Source organism: Arthrobacter russicus, assembly GCF_031454135.1.
GTDB classification, from domain to species: Bacteria; Actinomycetota; Actinomycetes; order Actinomycetales; family Micrococcaceae; genus Renibacterium; species Renibacterium russicum.
In genome coordinates this window covers 2,394,513-2,412,955 of the sequence record NZ_JAVDQF010000001.1, presented here as the reverse complement: position 1 = coordinate 2,412,955, position 18,443 = coordinate 2,394,513, and the positions used below count along the sequence as shown (strand labels likewise).

The window sequence follows — 18,443 nt, the reverse complement described above, 5'->3', positions numbered from 1 at the left end:
CAGGTCTGCACGTCAAACACGATGTTTAGCGTGCAGACCTGACCACTCGATTGCATTGTGACTGCGGAAAACTCAGTTCATCCCGCGCAGATCCAGGGCCAGCCCGGTGTCTCCGGCACTGTTCAAGCGGACTGGGATGCCCCAGTCTTGCTGGTACAGATGGCAGGCGGCATGATCCGGGATCTCCCCGTCTGCGGTTTCCGGCCCGTCGCAGGCGGCAGCCCGGGCGGTGATGTGCAGAATCCCTTCCGGAATCTCGCCGTTCAGAGTCAGGATCCGGTTCAAGCCGGTCGAGGTGCCATCGCCGCCGAGCAACAGCTCCGGCGGCGTCGATGAGATTTTCAGCTGCGTCGGATCGCCCCATCGGTCGTCGAGCTTCTGGCCGGTGGGCGCACTGAACCTGACCTTGAGCGTGAACTCGCCGGCTGCCACTTCGGTCGCCGGCCGCTGAGTCTGCGCCGCCCCTTCATCGACCTGCAACGCCTCCTTGGGCAACGGCACCCTGATCAGCTGGTGTTTGTTCGCTTCCACCACGATCAGCAGCTCGCCGTCCAGCAGCACGTCGGAGGGCTCCAGCAGGCCTCGTGCCAAAGTGCTCACGGTTCCCGCCACGGGATCGTAGCGACGCACCGCGCCGTTGTAGGTATCCGCAATCGCGACCGAACCATCCGGCAAGGCTGCCACGCCGAGCGGGTGTTGCAGTCTGGCCTGCTCCGCGGCGCCGTCCCGGAAGCCGAAATCGAAAAGCCCTTCGCCGATCGCGGTCTCGACCCGGGCCACCCGGCCTTCGGCGATGCGCAGCACCCGGACGGCCGAGGTTTCCGAGTCGGCGACCCAAATGTCACCGGCGGCGTCCTCGGCGAGGCCCGAGGGCTGCGCGAACCAAGCCTGCTCCGCAGCGCCGTCGAGCAGGCCTTCCAACCCGGTTCCGGCCAGGATGCCGAGGCGCCCCGCCACCGGGTCGTAGCCGAAGATCTGATGTACTCCGGCCATCGCGATCACGACCTGGCCGAGCGCTTTCGAGTAGATCAGATCCCACGGCGAGGACAATGCGATGCCGAGCGGATCCCCTGGCAACTCGCCCAGGGCGCCTTCGCCGGCGTCGTCGACGGTGTTCGGGCCGGCATCCAGAAGCCGCTGCACGCCGCTCCCGGCCAAGCTGCGGACCTGGCCGGTCGCGGTCGAAAGCCCGCGCAACCGGTGGTTCACCGAATCCGCGACCACGACGTCGTAACCGAGCTGCTCGGCGAGTTCCGCGGGCAGCAGGGCCATGCCTTGCGGCTCGTTGAACTGGGCGGTTTCCGCCGGACCGTCCGCAAAGCCCTTCGTACCCGAACCGAAGCTGCGGAGCACGGTCTCCAGATCCGGAGCCAATTCCACCAGGCGGTGGTGCCCGGTGTCGGAAACCAGGAAGCTGCCCTCGCTGCCGGCTTGTCCGGGCAGCGGCAGCACCTTGCCCGGGAAGCGCAGCGTGCCGGCCTGCGGCTCGGGGGCCACATAAGGTCCCGAACCGCGGTGCAGCGTGCCCTTTTCCTCGTGCACCGCAATCAGTTCCGGAATGAACGACTCCAGGCCGGCGGCGTGGCCTTCACCGGAGAGGTTGGCCACGATGTAGCCCTCGGGGTCGATGACCACTAAAGTCGGCCAGGCCCGCGCCGAATACGCCTGCCAGGTGACCAGCTCCGGGTCGTCGAGCACCGGATGGTGGATTTCGTAGCGTTCGATCGCGGCGGCGAGCGCCACCGGGTCCGCCTCGTGTTCGAACTTCGGCGAGTGCACGCCAACGGTCACCAGGACGTCGGCATACTTCTGCTCGAGCGGCCGCAGTTCGTCGATCACGTGCAGGCAGTTGATGCAGCAGAAAGTCCAGAAGTCCAGCAGCACGATCTTGCCGCGCAGCTTGGCCAGGTCCAACGGTTCGCCGCCGGTATTGAGCCAGGCGCGGCCCACCAGCTCCGAAGCCCGGATCCGCGGGGCGCTGTGGTGTGCGGCGAGGGCGTCCTGTGCCATTATTCTTCTCCTGTTTTGCCAGAGCTTTTGCCAGAGCCGGCATTGCCGGTGTTTTTCCGCGGCGCATCGTTGCGGGCTTCCGGGCTACCGGAATCCCGTTTCGCCAGCCGGGCGAACATGTCGTTGTAAGCATTCAGATCGGCGTTGTTATTCCGGTCTGCCGCCCGGTCGGTCCGTTTGCTCTCCCGGGCATCCGTGCGTGACCACATGACCGCGACCGCGATTGCGATCAGTACCGTGGGCACTTCGCCGATGCCCCAGGCGATCGCACCGCCCATTTGCTGGTCCGCAATGGCGGACAGTCCCCAATCACGGCCGAGATTGCCGAAGTACGAGGCCTGCAACAGCGTTGTGGAGGACATGATGGCAATACCGAAGAAGGCGTGGAACGCCATCGTGGCCAGCAGCACGATCAGCCGGAGCGGGTAGGGGAAGCGCCGAGGCACCGGATCGATGCCGATCATGGAGAGCACGAAGAGGTAGCCGGTGATGGTGAAGTGCAGGATCATCAATTCGTGGCCCACGTGGTCGCGCAGTGCATAGCCGAACAGCGGCGAGTAGTAGAACAACACGATGCTGCCGGCGAAGTTCACTGCGACGAAAAGCGGGTGCGTGACCACCGCGGCGAATTTGGAGTGCACGATCACCAGGATCCATTCCCGGATCCCCCGGCTGCCGTCGCCACGCGCCTGCAGCGCTTTCAGCGCCAGGCTCACCGGGGCGCCGAGCACCATGAAGATCGGTGCCACCATGGTCAGCGCCATATGGTCGACCATGTGCGCGCTGAACAGGACCCGGCCATAGACGCTGGGGCCGCCGGAGGTGATGTAGACCAGGGCAATCATGCCCACCATCCAGGACGCGGTGCGCAGCCAAGGCCAGCTGTCGCCGCGACGGCGGATTTTGCGCACGGCCAGGAAATAGGCCACCGCGGTGCCCAGGGCGAAGCTGAGCCAGAGCCAATCGATCCGCCACTCGCTGATCCAGCGGATCGGCGTCAGCTCGGGCGGCAGCGGGTAGCCGGAGAGGATTTCCGCAGGCGGCGTACTGGGTGCGTAACTCGTCGGCTGCGGTGGCGCGGAACGGCTCAGGCCGACGGCGATTCCGCTGACCGCCGCCATGATCACCAATTCCACGGCGACCAACTGCCAGAGCACCCGCTTGGTGCTCATCGTGCCGCGGCCCGGGCGCTTGGTGCTGCCGGCCGGTTGATCGCCGGCCAGCTGCGGGATGATCCATTGCCGGTGCATGAAGCCGATCGCACCGAGCAGCACGGTGGCCACGGTTTTAATCAGGATCAACTGGCCGTAAGCCGAATTGAACAAGGCGTCCCAGCTGGTCAGCCGGATCGAAGCATTCACCACTCCGGAGGCGAAGACCACTGTGAAACCGAACAGGGCGAGCGCGGAGAACCGTTTCAGCACCTTGCCGGTGAGCGCTTCCGGAACCGAAAGCTTGGGCGAAACGAAGGTCAGGGCGGTGATCCCGCCGAACCAGAGCGCCACTCCGACGATGTGCAGGAGGAGCGAATTGACCGCTCCTTCGTGGTCCGCGGCGGAGGCCGAATGGCCGATCAAAGCCTGCGGCACCATGCCGATCAGGGCGAGCACCAAGGTGAGTCCGAGGCCGGTCAAAGCCCGCACGCCGAAGCAGAGCGTGCTCACCACCGCGGCGAAAATGCAGATCGCCAGCCAGGCCCGCCCGGAGTCGATGTCGGTCATGAAGTAGACCAGGCCTTTGGTGAAGTCCGAACTCGCCGAGACCGGCAGACCCGATTGGTCCAGGTAGGTCAGGATCAACACCGAGATCGCGGCGAAGGTCCAGACCACTGCGGCGACGGCGGCGAGCGTCATCGCCCTGGCGAAGGCCGGATGCTCCTCGGTATTGCTGCTACTGCTGCTGCGGCCTTTGGCGATTTTGTCTTTGGGCAGGATCACCACGGCGAAAATCAAAGCACCGACGACGGCGGCTACTGCGACGTTGTGCACCGCCAGGGCGCCGGGCAGACCCCAGCGCACCAAGGGGCCCGGATCCAGCAGACCACGGGCCGCTGCGGCACCGCCGAACAGCAAGGCGCCGGTGAGGCCCAGCGCCAAGGCCAGAGCAGCGATCAGCAACCAAGCATTGCGGATTCCCGGTACGGGTTTGGCGGCATCTTGGGACTTGTTCGGTCTGGCAACTGCGACTGGCACTTCTCCATTGTCGGGTACCGGCCGATTCTGGGCTAATCCCGGGGGCTTGGCGGCTTTGAGGCTTGGCGCTTCGATTGGCCAGGGATGCTTTTGAACGCATCGGTCTGGTCCCACTGAGTTGGCCAACTCAGTGGGACCAGGCCGTTTTGTCCCACTGGGCCCGCTTACTCAGTGGGACCAGGCTTCGGGGCCCCGGGCCTGTCCCCGGGCCGGGGAAACAGTTGAGGGCGGCTCCCCGATGGGAACCGCCCTCAGCCAAAGTGCTGGGAAGAAAAATTACTTCTTCTTGGCCGGAGCCTTCTTCGCGGGAGCCTTCTTCGCGACAGCAGCCTTCAGCTTGGAGCCGGCGGTCAGCTTGACGCTGTGGCCGGCTGCAATCTGGATGGTCTCACCGGTCTGCGGGTTGCGGCCGGTACGGGCTGCACGGTCGGTACGCTCAACGGCGAGCCAGCCCGGGATGGTGATCTTCTCGCCGGCGGCGACGGAGCTCTCGAAGGTCGAGAACAGCGCGTCCAGCACGTTGTTCACAGCAGCCTGGCTGGTTTCAGCCTTGGCAGCAACTTCAGCGACGAGCTCACTACGGTTCTTAGCCATTTATGTCCTCCTGGACCTCGGATCGAGCCAAAACACGGGGTGTGTTCTAGCCACTGTTCGAAAACATACCAGTTATGCCGGGATTGGCCAGTGAAAACGCCCGGATTTCCCCGGAAATTGGCGGTTTTCCCCCGATTTTCGACGTATTTGGGGTGAAATTTCGCTCTCAGAGTAGCGAATCGACCGGGCGCGGCGCGTCTTGACAGGCTCAGGCAAGCGGAGTTGAGTCGGTCTGGACCAAGCATTCAGAGCGGCGAATCGGGAAAATCATGGAGTACACCTACCTCGGTCGAAGCGGCCTCCAGGTCTCACGGTTGGTTCTGGGCACCATGAACTTCGGCCCAGTGACCACCGAAGCGGACAGCCACCAGATCATGGACCGGGCAGTCGGCGTCGGAATCAATTTTTTCGACACTGCCAATGTCTACGGCTGGGACAAAAAGGGCAGCACGGAGAACATCATCGGCAATTGGTTCGCTGCATCCGGCAAGCGCGAAGACGTGGTGCTGGCGACCAAGGTGTACGGGTCCATGGGCGATGGGCCAAATTCGGAGGGGCTGTCCGCAAAACACATCCGCCGTCAGGTAGAGGCTTCACTGAAACGGCTGCAGACCGACTACATCGACCTCTACCAGTTCCACCACGTGCAGCGGAACACGCCCTGGGACGAGATCTGGCAAGCGATGGATGTGTTGATCCAGCAGGGGAAAGTGCTCTATGTCGGCTCGTCGAACTTCGCCGGATGGCATATCGCCCAGGCCAGTGAAGCCGCCGCGTCCAGGCATTTCCTGGGTCTGGTGAGCGAGCAGTCGATCTACAACCTGATGAATCGGAACGTTGAGCTGGAAGTGCTTCCGGCGGCACGGCACTACGGGCTGGGCGTGATCCCGTGGTCACCGCTGGCCGGTGGCCTCTTGGGCGGTGTCCTGGCCAAGGGCAAGACGGCGGTGCGCGGCACGGACGATTACCGGAAGGGCCTGTTGGCCGCCAATCGGGACAAGATCAAGGCATTCGAGGCGTTCAGCAAGGAATTGGGGCACCACCCGGCGAACGTCGGGCTGGCCTGGCTGCTGGCGCAGGACGGCGTGACCGGGCCGATCGTGGGCCCGCGGACCGTCGCGCAGCTGGAGGGATCCCTGGAGGCTTTGAAGGTGCGCCTCAAGAAGGCCGACTTGGCGCGGTTGGACGAGATCTTCCCCGGTCCGGGTGGTCCAGCGCCGGAGGCTTATGCGTGGTGAGGCGTGCGGTGGCCCCGCCGATGACCGGTTCGGGAGTTCATCTTCGCGGAGGCGGGGGACACCATCCCGCCGCGTCACGGCTAACTACTGGCCTTGACGTGCTCCTCATCTGCTAGGCGCAGGCGTTCAATTCCTTCTGCAGTGCTTTCTTCTCCGCGGTATCCACGGAGAGCTTCCAGTACGACTTCACCGCGATCCAGGCCTTCGTGTAATCGCACCGGAACGAGGTCTGCGTGGGCATCCAGGTCGCCGGCGTCTGGTCGCCCTTGGACCGGTTCGACGATGCGGACACTGCCAGCAGCTGCGGCCGGGTCAGGTCATTGGCGAACTTGGTCCGGTCGTCCTTGGTCCAATCCGCGGCACCGGACCTCCAGGCTTCCGCCAACGGCACCATATGGTCGATGTCCACTTTCGACGAATCGGTGATGGTCACGCCGTCGTACGCGCTGGTCCAGCTGCCCGAGGTGGGATTGCAGTCCGAGCCGACCACGACGTTGCTGCCGTCGCGCTTCAACACGGTCTCACGGGCGTTGCAGGTGCCGGAAACCGTGGCCCAGGTGGGGAACTGGTCCCGCGAATACCCGGTCATCGGGCCCTTCGCGGCAACCGTCAATCCGTTGAGCGAAGTCTGCGAAGCCGACTTCGACGGCAAAGCCGGCAACGCGGCATTCGCGGCGCCGATCGGGATGAAGAGCATCAGGGCGCAAAAGATCAAGATCGCTGAGGCAAGGCGTTTCACAATGGCCGTCCATTTCGCTTCGTTGCGGGATTTGTCTCAAGCAAAACCTAACCGCCGGAAGTGATCACCCGCTGAACAAGAGACGACGTGTTGCGGAACGGAGGCCCATTCCTAGCAATTTGGCAGGTGCAAAGTGAAAGGGGCCGACCGCTTGCGCGATCGACCCCTTCCGGAAAGCAGGTTTTACCAGCTCGACTTCTTGATGCCGGGCAGTTCGCCACGGTGCGCCATGTCGCGGAAGCGGACACGGGAGATGCCGAACTTCTGGAACGTACCGCGCGGGCGGCCGTCGATGGCGTCACGGTTGCGCAAGCGCACCGGTGAAGCGTTGCGGGGCAGTTTCTGCAGGCCCAAGCGGGCCTCTTCGCGCTGCTCGTCGGTCGACTCCGGGTTGACCAAGGCCTTCTTCAAGGCAAGGCGCTTCTCGGCGTAACGCTCGACGATGACTTTGCGCTGCTCGTTCTTAGCGATCATTGACTTCTTAGCCATGGCTTAGCGCTCCTCTCGGAATTCGACGTGCTGACGGATCCTGGGGTCGTACTTCTTCAGAACCAAACGGTCCGGATCGTTACGACGGTTCTTCCGAGTCACGTAGGTGTAGCCGGTGCCGGCCGTGCTCTTCAGCTTGATGATCGGACGTACGTCCTTGTCTTTGGCCATTAGAGCTTCACCCCACGTGCAAGGATCTCGGCGACGACTGCGTCGATGCCACGGACGTCGATGGTCTTGATGCCACGTGCAGAAACCTGCAGCGTGACGTTGCGGCGCAGGGACGGAACCCAGTAGCGCTTCTTCTGAATGTTCGGGTCGAACCGACGCTTGTTGCGGCGGTGCGAGTGCGAAATGCTATGCCCGAAGCCCGGCTCAGCTCCAGTCACTTGGCAATGTGCTGCCATGATCTGCCTCCATTGATGTGTATGTTTGAGCGCAAAGCAGCGTCCAGCCATACAAAAGATTTCTCGAAAGAGTCCAGAATCAGGCCGACGTCGGGTCCGTGCAACTTGAGCCCCTAACTACCGGTAGCCACCTTCAAACAGCTACCGGAGCAATTGCTCGGGTTCCACGCCACTTAGCGCCCCACTAGCTTACCGGCAGTTCGCGGATTAAAGCCAATCCACCCGGTTCAGCCTCGGCGCTACCCGTCCAGTCTTCCCAGAAACTCGACTGAGCCCGGTCCGTCGAGTTCGGCGTCGTCGACTTTGCGGCCGGACAAGGCCAACAGCAAGGTCACTGCTCCACCCCGGACCTCGGGACCCTCGCCATGGCTGAAATCAGCATCGGTCGCGACCAGGCGCAAGCCCGCGCAGCGCTCTTTTCCGCCGCCGAAGTTTTTCGAAGTTTTCACCAGGTAGGGCAGCGCCGGCGTCGCAGCTTCGATCGGGTAATTCCGACGGATGCCCAGCGGACGCCGAATATCCTCACCGTGCGCGATTTCTTCGATCAGCCGGGTGGCAAGATCCGCCGGCGGGGTGGAGGTTCGGCCCAGTACCGCTTCGAATGCCGCCAGCGTCTGCGCCGGACCGGTACGCCGCTCGCGATCGACGCCGGCTTGGTTGTCCCGGTCGAAGTCGAACCGGGCCGCGATCATCCGACGAGCGAAGCCCAGGCGCGTGGTTTTGGCCACGTCGACCAAATGCGCCAGCACGTCGTGCACGCTCCAGCCCCGGCACAACGATGGCGCGTTCCACTGCTCACTGCCGAGACCGCGCAGATCCTCCACTAGCGCCGAGCGCTCTTGATGGACCAACTGCCAAATCCGGGCGTTCGCGGCTTTGCTCATCTTCATATCAAAGCATCAGGCACCGACAAGCGGAACCTCTTTGAAGCGCACACCGCAGGCGCATGGTCCCGCTGTGCACTGCCCCCATCTGGGTGACAACTTCGCCCCCGCGTTCTTCTGCCTTCGGAGGGCGGCATGAGTACGCTTAACAGAGGCAGGGCACACCAAGCAAGGGCGCCCAGCGACAGAATCGAAGGTCAAGCGATGAATGGCATCGTATGCATCTGCGGATCGACCCGATTCAAAGCCGAGATCAGCCAGGCCAGAGCCGAATTCACCTATGCCGAGCAAACTGGCAAAGTATGCAGGTTACTCGGCGCCCTCATTGCACGAACAATAGCCCCGGTTCGGTGGACACCCACCGTAGCCTGTCCGCGCATACTCCCCGAAGGGAGACTGGAATGTGCTTGCCGAGGGCCTGGCGGTAGATCCCTCGACGGCGTCGCCGCGCGCTTAGACCATGACATCCCTTCTAACCTCTGAAGATCATCGTTCTACTTTCGGATGGATAATATTAAATAAATTTAATAACAACGCTTGACATATGCAAGTTCTGCATCTGAAGATGGAGAGCAACGGACCTCTGTGCTTCATCCCAGATTGTTCCGTAAAATCATTCTTTGGGGAGAATGTCCGCTGTCGACCGATCAGTCATTTTGATCTTTCGGCAAGAGATTCGCTGATGATCTTCCATTTCAAAAGGAGCTAGATTTGACAAATTTTATTCGCCCAATGTTGGCCTCTGGAGCTGTGGCGACGATGCTTTTTGCATCCTTGATGAGTGCCGCCGGTACCGCCTCAGCGAATCAAACAAACTCCGCCGATACCGAAGCGTCGACGGCGCTGGATGTACAGCTGAATCAGGCCTTTTGGAGCCAGGAGACCCCGCCCTCCCCCGAACAGGCCGCCGCACGTACCGCACTGCCGGTTGAGACGAAGCAGGCATTGCTCAAAGTGGCAAACAAGGAGTCTTTGGCCCCAACCGACCGAGCTGCGTTAAAGGATTACGGATTGGAGAGTTTCGACCCAACCGATAATCGGGTGGTAACCACCGAATCGGTGACCACATCAGCTCCGGTGACAACAAAAGCTTTAGCAGAATTGGATGCCAAGATGGTCGAGGCCGGCCTGGTCACCTCCCCGGCAGCAGCCGCCGCAGCGCAGTGCTGGATCACCAACGACGAAGTCCAATCCTGGGGCGTAGTGCAGAAATTCGGATGGAAGCGCACAGTGGATTGGTGCGCCAACGGTTCTGTCGTTACGAGTTTTCACCGAGATATTGAAGCGCCCGGATACATTTCTCCGTGGTGGTACTACCGCGGCGCAGATCCGTCCCAATCGAATGGTACCGGCGGCTGGGAATTGAAGACGTACCGGAAGGCGCGCTTTGAGAACTGCCCGCCAGTTGTCGGATGTGGGGCAAACTTCTATCCTTGGATGGACATCACATTGCGTGGAAACAATACTGCTTCGATCAGTAAGGGTGTCAACTGAGCCGTCGTCCAGCAGTTGGGAGACCAAGAATGAAGATTGTCATCGGAGCTCTTGTCGCCATTGCTTTGGTGTTCGGAGCATACAGCCTTTTCGTGATGCTCTTTGCGCCCAGTCTTTACGATTTTCTGATCGTGGCAACAGCAGTGATTGCTACGGTGCTCTGGATTCGCTGGCTCCGACGCCGGAAGAAATCCACTGAGCTGGCCGCTACGTCTACAGATTGATTCCTACGGTATAGGTGTGGCGTCGGCCCAAACGAGCCGACGCCACACCTCGATCCCAACCGCTTGGAATGATCGCGGACTCATCCCCGCACCTGCAGGAACTCCATCCTGACCTGCAGTTTTACCCGATCAACCGCAAGATCAGCATCACTTTCAACGCCAAGGCTACCGTCCACCCTCAGCGCAACAACGAACGGCAACAACGAACCACTCCGTGAGCACAATGCGCAAAACCCGCGATAAAAAGCATATTGAGAGTCAATATCAGTTAACTCCCAGTGTGAGCCAGGACACCCCCTACGCTCCTTGAGGGGGCATCGGAGATCATCGGATCAGCACTGCCCTGACAACGACGTCGGACGCAACAGGAGCAAAAACGTGCTGGTAATCCTCGGATTCTTGATGATCGCCGTCTTCATGGTGTTGATCATGACCAAACGGATGACCCCGGTCTTGGCACTGATCATCGTGCCCACCGTGTTCGGCCTCTTCGCCGGCGGGCTGCTCTGGGGCCCCAAAGAGAACAACCTCGGCAACATGGTGATGACCTCGATCGGGAGCATGGCATCCACCGCCGCGCTGCTGATGTTCGCGATCATCTTCTTCGGCCTGATGATCGACGTCGGCCTTTTCGACCCGCTGGTCCGCTTCATCCTCCGGGCGCTGGGCAACGACCCCGCAAAGGTCGTGCTCGGCACGGCGCTGCTTTCCGGCGCGGTGTCGCTGGACGGCGACGGCTCCACCACCTTCATCATCACCACCGCCGCGATGCTGCCCATCTACCTCCGGCTGGGCATCAGCCCGGTCGTGCTCACCTGCGTCGCCGGGTTGACCAACGGCACGCTCAACATCGTGCCCTGGGGCGGGCCGACGATCCGCGCCGCTACCGCGCTGAACGTCTCCGCCACGGACATCTTCGTACCGATGCTCCCCTCGCTCTTCGCCGGCCTGGCAATTTCCCTGAGCTTCGCCTGGTTTCTGGGCGTCGGCGAGCGCCGTCGGCTCCAAGCGCTCGATCCGATCGCCTGGGCGCCCGGCGCCGGCGAAACCATCGCCCCCGGACGCTCCGGCAAGTCCGGTTTCGACAAGAAGACCTTCGGCGGCGGCCTGGGCAACGCCCTCGGCAACGCGGGGCAATTGGTCAGCGTGAAGGCCGACCCCGCAGATTCCGCCATGGCGGACACCGTTCTGGACCCGAACCGGAGCACCCTGCGCCCCAAACTGATCTGGTTCAACCTGGGCCTGACCATCGCCGTGATGGTGATGCTGGTGCTCGACGTGATCCCGTTGCCCTACGTCTTCATGCTCGGCAGCGCGATCGCCCTGTTGGTGAACTTCCCGAAAGTGCACGACCAGGCGAAACAACTCATCGCGCACGCCCCTTCGGTGGTCGCCGTCGTCGCCATGGTGATGGCCGCCGGAGTGCTCACCGGAGTGCTCAGCGGAACCGGCATGGTCGACGCGATGTCGCAATGGCTCGTGCAGATCATCCCGCCGTCCATGGGCCCCTACACCGCGGTGCTCACCGGCCTGATCTCGATTCCGGCGACGTTCTTCCTGAGCAACGACGCGTTCTACTTCGGCATCCTGCCGGTGCTGAGCAAAACTGCGGAAACCTACGGAATCCAGCCGGTCGAGATGGCCCGCGCCTCGATCACCGGCCAACCGGTCCATCTGCAGAGCCCCTTGGTGCCGGCCATCCTGCTGCTGGTGTCATTGGCCAATGTGGATCTGGGCGATCACCACAAGAAGGTGCTCTGGCGGGCCGCCGTGGTCTCCATCGCCATGCTCGGCGTCGGCGTATTGGTCGGCGTGATCCCGTTCGGCCGTTGACCCGCCGCCCGGCACCTTCGACCACCAACGCACAGGAGGACCCATGAAAACCATCATCTTGGCCCATTTGAAAGGCGAAGAAGGAACTGCGGCGATCGCCGAGGCGGTCCAGCAGGCTGTCTGGCGCCAAGCCCGGGTCGTAGCGGTCAGCGCGGCCGGGGATGCCAGCGCGACGCCGGTCTACTCCTCGCCCGAAGCGCGCAGCGACATTGCGCGAGCCATGGCGGAAGCCGGCGTCGAGTTCGAATTGGTCCTGGCCCGGGACAATGCAGCCGCCCAGGTTCTGGAGCTGGCCGAAGGCTACGCCGCAGAATTGATCGTGCTTGCCACCCGGAAGCGCTCCCCCGTGATGAAGCTGTTCCTGGGCTCCATGGCGCAGCAGATCATCCTCGAAGCCGAGTGCCCGGTGCTGACGGTGCGCGGGAACTGAGCCAGTCCGACGTCGGGCATCCGGCCGCCCGACGTCGCCCGGTCAGGGGCGGCGCAACTGCGGCCAGCGCGGCGCCAGATCGTCGCCGGACGAAGCGCCGCGTACCCGGCGGCCGATCCAGGGGCCCACGTGGTCCCGGGTCCATTCGGCTTGTTCGCGCAGTCTTTCCGCAACGGACTTGGCCTCGAGGTCCGGCAGCTCCGGCTCCGGCAGGCTGGACGGGCGGCCCAGCGCATCCAGTACCCGTTGCGCCATCCGCTGATGGCCCGGCGCGGACATGTGGATCCGATCTTCGGCCCACATCCGCCAGTCGTCGAATTCCCGGAAGCGCCAGAAGTCGACCAAGCCCGTTCCGTGTTTGTCCGAGATTTCGCGGACCAATTCGTTGTAGATCGCAGTCCGACCCCGCAACCGGGCGAAGATTTTGGAGACCTTGGCATCGAAGCCGGTGAACATCAGCACTTGCGCCCCGGAGCCGACCAACCGGCCGATCGCCTCGTCATAGCTGACCAACAGGGCATCGATGTCGACCGCGGGCCGCATCAGGTCGTTGACCCCGGAGTAAATGGTCACCAGAGTCGGCTGCATGGCCAGCGCCGGCTCCAGTTGTTCGTCCAGGATCTGCGCCATCTTGCGGCCCCGGATCGCCAGGTTTGCATATCCCCAATCACCGTCCTGGGAGGCCAAGTGCGCGGCCAGGCGGTCGGCCCAACCGCGGACCCCATTGGGCAGCTCAGGAGCATGGTCGCCGACTCCTTCGGTGAAGGAATCGCCGAGGGCCACGTACCGGTTCGAGAAGTCCACACCTTCATCCTAGGTACAGATGCGGGGAGTATCGTGGCCCGAAGTAACTATTCGTACGCAGTTCACTGAACATTCCGAGGAGTCCCCTTTGCTTGCCACCATGATCCACGCCCCCGGCGACATCCGAGTCGAGGAGTTGCCGCATCCGGAGATCCTCAACCCCACCGACGCCGTCGTCCGCGTGGTCGCCGCCTGCGTCTGCGGATCCGATCTCTGGCCGTACCGCGGCGTTCGGCCGACCAAGACCCCGCACGGCATCGGCCACGAACTGGTCGGCGTCGTCGAAGCGGTCGGCGAAGATGTGAAAACCGTGAAGCCGGGCGACTTCGTGATTTCACCGTTCTCGATCAGCGACGGCACCTGCGTGAACTGCCGCAACGGCTGGACCCAGGCCTGCGAACACGGCACCGGATTCGGCGGAAACGACGGCTTCGGCCTGCCGGTCACCGGTGCGCAGAGCCAATTCGTCCGGATGCCGTATGCCGATGGCACCTTGATCGCCACCCCGGAAATGCCTTCCGACGACTTGGTACCGCATCTGCTCACCCTCGCCGACGTGATGTGCACCGGACACCACGCTGCGGTTTCCGCCGAGGTCGGCCCAGGCAAGTCCGTGGTCGTCGTGGGCGACGGCGCCGTCGGGCTTTCCGGAGTCCTGGCCGCCGCACGGTTGGGCGCCGAACGGATCATCATCATGTCCCGGCACGAGGACCGGCAGAAGCTCGCGGTCGAATTCGGCGCCACGGATGTGGTCGCCGAACGCGGCGAGGAGGGCATCGCCAAGATCAAGGAGCTGCTGGGCGGCCTGGCGGACTGCGCCCTGGAATGCGTGGGCACCAAAGAATCCATGGACCAGGCGCTGCATGTGCTGCGGCCGGGCGGGCACCTGGGCTACGTCGGCGTCCCTGCGGGCGGACCCGAACTGCCCCTGCGCTACCTCTTCGAGACCAACATCCACGTGGCCGGGGGAATCGCCCCGGCGCACACCTACATCCCGGAACTGCTGCCCGAGGTCTTGGACGGCCGGCTCAAGCCGGGCAAGGTCTTCGATTTGGAGCTGCCCCTGAGCGAAGCCGCCGAGGCCTACCGAGCCATGGACGAGCGTCGCGCAATCAAGGTGCTGCTCCGCCCGTAGCGACCGCGCCAGCCACAGCAACCACGTGCGAGCGCACATTTGGTGCGGGTGTTTTCGGAAAACACCCGCACCAAATGTGCGCTCGCGGATAGCGTGAGAGGCTTCGGTCATGAGCAAATACTGGTTGGCCGTGGCGAGCGCCGAGCACGTCAACTACGGCATCGGTCTGGGCATCGCGCAGACGAACCGCGGCAAGCCGCAAGGCATCAGCCGGATGAGCCCGGGCGACGGACTGGTCTTTTTTTACTCGCCGAAGACCAGTTATCCGGATGGCGAACCGCTGAAGGCGTTCACCGCGGTAGGCCGGGTCGCCGACGGCGAGCCTTGGCAAGCCGACGAAGCCGGCTTCAAACCCTGGCGTCGCAAAGTCGACTACGACGACGGCGCCCCGGTGCCGTTGAGCGATTTGGACCAGAAACTCGAGCTCACCCGACCACCCAATTAGGGCTACCAACTCCGTCGCGGCGTGCTGCCGCTGAGCGAACACGATTTCATCCTGATCCGACGTGCCATGATGGCTGAATGATCCGGTAGACGAAGTTCTCCAGACCCGCGGAGTCGCCCGGGATGCTGCTCTGGCAGACCACCAATGCCTGGCAGTCGGAAATCCGGGCAGCGCTGGTGCTCGGAACCCGGGGGCAACTGCTTCGGCGTCCGCATCCGGAAGACGGCAGAGCCAAAGCCCTGCAGACCACCGCCCAGGCGAAGGAACTGGTCAACCGGGCCGTGCTGGCAGTCGAACGCTGCGATGCGAAATTCTTCGGCTCCCAAGGACCTGCTTTCATCGAGGTGCTCAACCGGCTTCCGCACCGGGGCGAAGCGGACGCCTGAATCGCGGCGCGTACCGGGGTTGGCTGGAGATCTACCGGCGACCCGGTAAAGTGCCAGACATGGACAGCGTCCGGGCATTCATCGATGAAGGCCAGACCGGGGAACCCGTCTCCGGTCTGCCGTTCCGCGGAGCCACGGTATGAAGAAGTTCTTCCGGCACGGTCTGATCATCGGCAAGTTCTACCCGCTGCATGCCGGCCATTCCCACCTGATCCGGACCGCACTGGCTTCCTGCGAACGGCTCACGGTCCTGGTCATCGCCTCCCCCACCGAGTCGATTCCTTTGGAAACCAGAGTCGATTGGATCCGCGGTGAGCACCCGAATGCCATCGTCAGGTCCGCGACCGACGACGGCAGAACCGACTTTTCCAGCCCCGCCGCCTGGGACCAGCACATGGCCGCGGCCAAGGGCTTGCTGGATTCTTCCGTGGACGCCGTTTTCAGTTCGCATGCGCACGGCGCCGAACTGGCCCGACGGCTGAAAGCCCGCTGGATCCAGGTCGATCCGGATCGGCGGCACACCCCGGTTTCCGGCTCCGCCGTGCGTAATGACTTGTCCGGATACTGGTGGGCTTTGGCGCCCTCGGTCCGGGAGAAACTCGCACAGCGTGCCGTGGTGGTCGGCTCGGAGTCTTCCGGGGCCGGGCAACTCGCCAAACGATTGGCGGAACAGCTCGGCGTGCCCTGCGTACCGGATTTCCGCGAGGAATGGACGTCGGTCCGTCCGGGCGGGCTGTGGGCGCCTTGGCATGCCGCAGAATTCGAATTCATCACCCGGGAACAGCTTCACGCTGAGGAACGCGGACTGCGCAGCACGCCGAAACCGGTCGTGGTCTGCGCCGGGGACATGCTCTCCGCGGCGCTCTGGAACGAACGCCTGCTGGGTCCGGGAAACCGGGCCCAGTCGATCCTCCGGAGCGCGTTGGAACACCCGCCGCTGATCTACCTTTTGGCCGATGAGGATGCCTCGATGCATCAGGGCAGCCACGACGAAGCTGCGCGACGCCGGATGCAACAACGTTTCCGGGATGTGCTGCACAACCAGAGCACGCCCTGGGTGGAAATCCGCGGTACTGCCGCCGCCAGGCTCAGCGATGCAAAAGCCGCGATTGAGGCCCAGCTCAGCGGAGCGTTCCAGTTCGCCCCGCCGGCCCAGCATCCAAGCCGCGGCGACCACGGCCGGAACGTCGCGGAACACCGCTGAGGCGCACGGCGCACGAAACAGGTCCGGCCATCAGAAGACTGGCTCAGGCATCTTCGGACTTGCCGATTCGCCAATAGCCCATGAAGGCCACTTGCCGACGGTCCATGCCCACCTCGCGGACCAAGTAGCGGCGCAATTCCCGGATCACCGCGGCTTCGCCGGCGATCCAGGCGTACAACTGCCCGTTCGGCTGCACGCCCTGCTGGGCCGGAGTCTCCCAAAGGATCACTTCGTCCACATCGACGTCTTCCAGCTCCACCGCCTCGGCCTGCGGGTCGACATGCGAGCCGGGCAAGCAGGCCAGCCGAACTGCGGCGTCGAGCTGCGCGCCATGTGGCCGCCCGCCGCGGGCGATCCACTGGATATCGACGCCGGCCGGCGCCACCAGATCCTGGAAATCGGCCGCCCGGGGCACCTCGATGATCGCATGGCCGACGGTCTCCGGATCGAGCGATTCCAGGATCGAAGCGATCGCCGGCACTGCGGTCTCATCGCCGACCAGCAAAATCCGACGGGAGGTTCCCGGCGTGAATTCGATCCCGGAGCACGGTCCGGCCTGCGCATTCGGCCCGATCAACACCACCCGGTCGCCTAGCCGCACGCCCTCGGCCCAACTGGACGCCGGCCCGGCCTTGCCGCCGCCGGCCGGCGGGTGCAGGACGAAGTCGACGTCGACTTCGCCGGATTCGGCGCGCAGCTGGCGCACCGTATAGGTCCGCATGAATCCGCGGCTCGCCTCGTCCATATCGAGCCACGCCTGGTACCAGGTCATGGCCGGCATTTCCATCAACGCGGAAAAGTCCGGCAGGCTGCGCCCGGCCGACGGAATCATCACCTTGATCCGCAGGTCCAAGGTCTTGCCGTCCGCACCGCAACCCATCGAGCGCACCTCATCGGAGGCGAAGGTAATCCGTTTGAAGCTCGGTCCGAGCGCTTGGACCCCGACCACCTCGACGTCGAACGACCGGATCGGCCGGACCGTTACGGCACTGGCACTCATGCTTCTGCTCCTTCGAATTCACTTGCGGATGCTTGCCCCCGGTTCAGCCCGGCCGTATCGTCCGGCACGGCGCCGAGGGTTTTGGAATGGTGCCGGCCCTGCGGCACCACCATCGGCGCACCGGTCACCGGATCCGGCAGGACCACGGATTCCAAGCCGAAGACTTCGCGCACCAGATCGGCGGTGACCACCTGGGAAGGCGTCCCCTGCGCCACGATCGAGCCACGCTTCATGGCGATCAAATGGTCCCCGTAACGGGCGGCCAGATTGAGTTCGTGCAGCACGATGGCCACCGTGGTGCCACGTTTCCGGTTCAGCTCGGTGACCAGATCCAGCACCTCGACCTGATGCGCCATATCCAGGAAGGTGGTCGGTTCATCGAGCAGCAGCAACGGCGTTCGCTGGGCCAGCGCCATCGCGATCCAGACCCGTTGGCGCTGCCCGCCGGACAGCTCTTCGAGATCCCGTTCGGCGAGTTCCAGGGTGTCTGTGGCTTCGAGCGCCTCGGCAACCGCCTCGTCGTCGTCCTTGCTCCACTTCCGGAACCAGCCCTGGTGCGGGTAGCGCCCGCGGCCCACCAACTCGGAGACCGTGATGCCGTCCGGGGCGATCGGCGATTGCGGCAACAAGCCGAGCTGGCGCGCCACCTGCTTCGCCGGCAGTTTGTGGATGTCCGCACCATCCAGGAGCACTGAGCCGGAATTCGGCTTGAGCAGCCTGGCCAGCCCACGGAGCAAGGTCGACTTGCCGCAGGCATTGGCGCCGACGATCATGGTGACTTGGCCCAGCGGCAACTCCACACTGAGCCCGTCGACGACCACCCGCTCGCCGTAGGCCAGTGAAATCCCGGCGGCAGCCAACGACGGCGGGTTCGATCCGGGATTCGGCCCAGCGCTCATCCGGTGTTCCTCCATATGATGCTTTCGATCTTCGGT

21 protein-coding genes are annotated in these 18,443 nt (G+C 63.7%); 10 read left to right on the top strand and 11 right to left on the bottom strand.

Features of this window, described 5'->3' with window-relative positions:
• Window positions 1–72: 72 nt before the first annotated feature.
• The 3 genes from JOE69_RS11265 to JOE69_RS11255 all read right to left on the bottom strand — a co-directional run bounded on the left by JOE69_RS11265 (window position 73) and on the right by JOE69_RS11255 (window position 4,796).
• Window positions 73–2,010, bottom strand: a complete 1,938-nt coding sequence (locus JOE69_RS11265) for an NHL domain-containing thioredoxin family protein (RefSeq protein WP_309798761.1) — start codon at window positions 2,008–2,010, stop codon at window positions 73–75.
• Window positions 2,010–4,202 (bottom strand): bifunctional copper resistance protein CopD/cytochrome c oxidase assembly protein, encoded by a 2,193-nt coding sequence (locus JOE69_RS11260; protein WP_309798758.1) that lies wholly within the window; start codon window positions 4,200–4,202, stop codon window positions 2,010–2,012. The genes JOE69_RS11265 and JOE69_RS11260 overlap by 1 nt, the downstream gene beginning before the upstream one ends.
• A 276-nt stretch (window positions 4,203–4,478) precedes the next feature.
• Window positions 4,479–4,796, bottom strand: a complete 318-nt coding sequence (locus JOE69_RS11255; protein ID WP_296364570.1) for an HU family DNA-binding protein — start codon at window positions 4,794–4,796, stop codon at window positions 4,479–4,481.
• Window positions 4,797–5,065: 269 nt separating this feature from the next.
• Here JOE69_RS11255 and JOE69_RS11250 point away from each other — a divergent pair, with 269 nt between their 5' ends.
• A complete protein-coding gene (locus JOE69_RS11250) occupies window positions 5,066–6,034 on the top strand; it encodes an aldo/keto reductase (RefSeq protein ID WP_309798755.1) in 969 nt (322 codons plus the stop codon).
• Between the two features lie 112 nt (window positions 6,035–6,146).
• On the opposite strand, the gene JOE69_RS11245 is transcribed toward JOE69_RS11250, so the two are convergent.
• The 5 genes from JOE69_RS11245 to JOE69_RS11225 form a co-directional block, all read right to left on the bottom strand.
• Window positions 6,147–6,773, bottom strand: coding sequence for an HNH endonuclease family protein (locus JOE69_RS11245; RefSeq protein ID WP_309798753.1), 627 nt, complete (start codon window positions 6,771–6,773; stop codon window positions 6,147–6,149).
• 183 nt (window positions 6,774–6,956) lie between these two features.
• Entirely contained in the window at window positions 6,957–7,262 is a 306-nt protein-coding gene (gene rpsN, locus JOE69_RS11240; protein WP_296364579.1) for a 30S ribosomal protein S14, read from the bottom strand.
• A 3-nt stretch (window positions 7,263–7,265) separates the two neighbouring features.
• The gene (gene rpmG, locus JOE69_RS11235; protein WP_296364581.1) at window positions 7,266–7,433 is read right to left on the bottom strand and encodes a 50S ribosomal protein L33; all 168 of its coding nucleotides are present in this window, start codon (window positions 7,431–7,433) and stop codon (window positions 7,266–7,268) included.
• Window positions 7,433–7,669: a 50S ribosomal protein L28 gene (rpmB, locus tag JOE69_RS11230; protein ID WP_009358852.1), complete on the bottom strand. Its 237-nt coding sequence runs from the start codon at window positions 7,667–7,669 to the stop codon at window positions 7,433–7,435. The genes rpmG and rpmB overlap by 1 nt, the downstream gene beginning before the upstream one ends.
• Before the next feature lie 239 nt (window positions 7,670–7,908).
• Window positions 7,909–8,553 (bottom strand): maleylpyruvate isomerase family mycothiol-dependent enzyme, encoded by a 645-nt coding sequence (locus JOE69_RS11225; protein ID WP_309798749.1) that lies wholly within the window; start codon window positions 8,551–8,553, stop codon window positions 7,909–7,911.
• A 711-nt stretch (window positions 8,554–9,264) separates the two neighbouring features.
• Between JOE69_RS11225 and JOE69_RS11220 the strand changes: the two genes are divergently transcribed.
• From JOE69_RS11220 to JOE69_RS11200, 5 genes are all read left to right on the top strand, one after another.
• Window positions 9,265–10,047, top strand: a complete 783-nt coding sequence (locus tag JOE69_RS11220) for a hypothetical protein (protein WP_309798746.1) — start codon at window positions 9,265–9,267, stop codon at window positions 10,045–10,047.
• Window positions 10,048–10,076: 29 nt separating this feature from the next.
• Window positions 10,077–10,271 carry a hypothetical protein gene (locus tag JOE69_RS11215; RefSeq protein WP_309798744.1) on the top strand — a complete coding sequence of 65 codons (195 nt, stop codon included), beginning with the start codon at window positions 10,077–10,079 and terminating at the stop codon, window positions 10,269–10,271.
• A gap of 68 nt (window positions 10,272–10,339) precedes the next feature.
• Complete coding sequence (locus JOE69_RS11210) at window positions 10,340–10,489, top strand: hypothetical protein (protein WP_309798742.1); 150 nt, start codon at window positions 10,340–10,342, stop codon at window positions 10,487–10,489.
• Window positions 10,490–10,649: 160 nt separating this feature from the next.
• Window positions 10,650–12,104 (top strand): CitMHS family transporter, encoded by a 1,455-nt coding sequence (locus tag JOE69_RS11205; RefSeq protein ID WP_309798740.1) that lies wholly within the window; start codon window positions 10,650–10,652, stop codon window positions 12,102–12,104.
• Window positions 12,105–12,147: 43 nt separating this feature from the next.
• A complete protein-coding gene (locus tag JOE69_RS11200) occupies window positions 12,148–12,534 on the top strand; it encodes a universal stress protein (protein ID WP_296364595.1) in 387 nt (128 codons plus the stop codon).
• A gap of 42 nt (window positions 12,535–12,576) precedes the next feature.
• On the opposite strand, the gene JOE69_RS11195 is transcribed toward JOE69_RS11200, so the two are convergent.
• On the bottom strand, window positions 12,577–13,338 hold the full coding sequence (locus JOE69_RS11195; RefSeq protein ID WP_309798738.1) for an SGNH/GDSL hydrolase family protein: 762 nt from the start codon (window positions 13,336–13,338) through the stop codon (window positions 12,577–12,579).
• 88 nt (window positions 13,339–13,426) lie between these two features.
• Here JOE69_RS11195 and JOE69_RS11190 point away from each other — a divergent pair, with 88 nt between their 5' ends.
• The 4 genes from JOE69_RS11190 to JOE69_RS11175 all read left to right on the top strand — a co-directional run bounded on the left by JOE69_RS11190 (window position 13,427) and on the right by JOE69_RS11175 (window position 16,508).
• Entirely contained in the window at window positions 13,427–14,473 is a 1,047-nt protein-coding gene (locus JOE69_RS11190) for a zinc-dependent alcohol dehydrogenase family protein (RefSeq protein WP_309798734.1), read from the top strand.
• A 109-nt stretch (window positions 14,474–14,582) separates the two neighbouring features.
• Entirely contained in the window at window positions 14,583–14,918 is a 336-nt protein-coding gene (locus JOE69_RS11185; RefSeq protein ID WP_309798733.1) for an EVE domain-containing protein, read from the top strand.
• Between the two features lie 122 nt (window positions 14,919–15,040).
• Entirely contained in the window at window positions 15,041–15,304 is a 264-nt protein-coding gene (locus JOE69_RS11180) for a winged helix DNA-binding protein (protein ID WP_309798731.1), read from the top strand.
• A gap of 139 nt (window positions 15,305–15,443) precedes the next feature.
• Window positions 15,444–16,508: an AAA family ATPase gene (locus JOE69_RS11175; protein WP_309798729.1), complete on the top strand. Its 1,065-nt coding sequence runs from the start codon at window positions 15,444–15,446 to the stop codon at window positions 16,506–16,508.
• Between the two features lie 43 nt (window positions 16,509–16,551).
• On the opposite strand, the gene JOE69_RS11170 is transcribed toward JOE69_RS11175, so the two are convergent.
• Window positions 16,552–17,508: a siderophore-interacting protein gene (locus JOE69_RS11170; RefSeq protein WP_309798727.1), complete on the bottom strand. Its 957-nt coding sequence runs from the start codon at window positions 17,506–17,508 to the stop codon at window positions 16,552–16,554.
• Window positions 17,505–18,407 carry an ABC transporter ATP-binding protein gene (locus tag JOE69_RS11165; protein ID WP_296364610.1) on the bottom strand — a complete coding sequence of 301 codons (903 nt, stop codon included), beginning with the start codon at window positions 18,405–18,407 and terminating at the stop codon, window positions 17,505–17,507. Before JOE69_RS11165 ends, JOE69_RS11170 begins: the two co-directional genes overlap by 4 nt.
• Window positions 18,408–18,443: the final 36 nt, after the last annotated feature.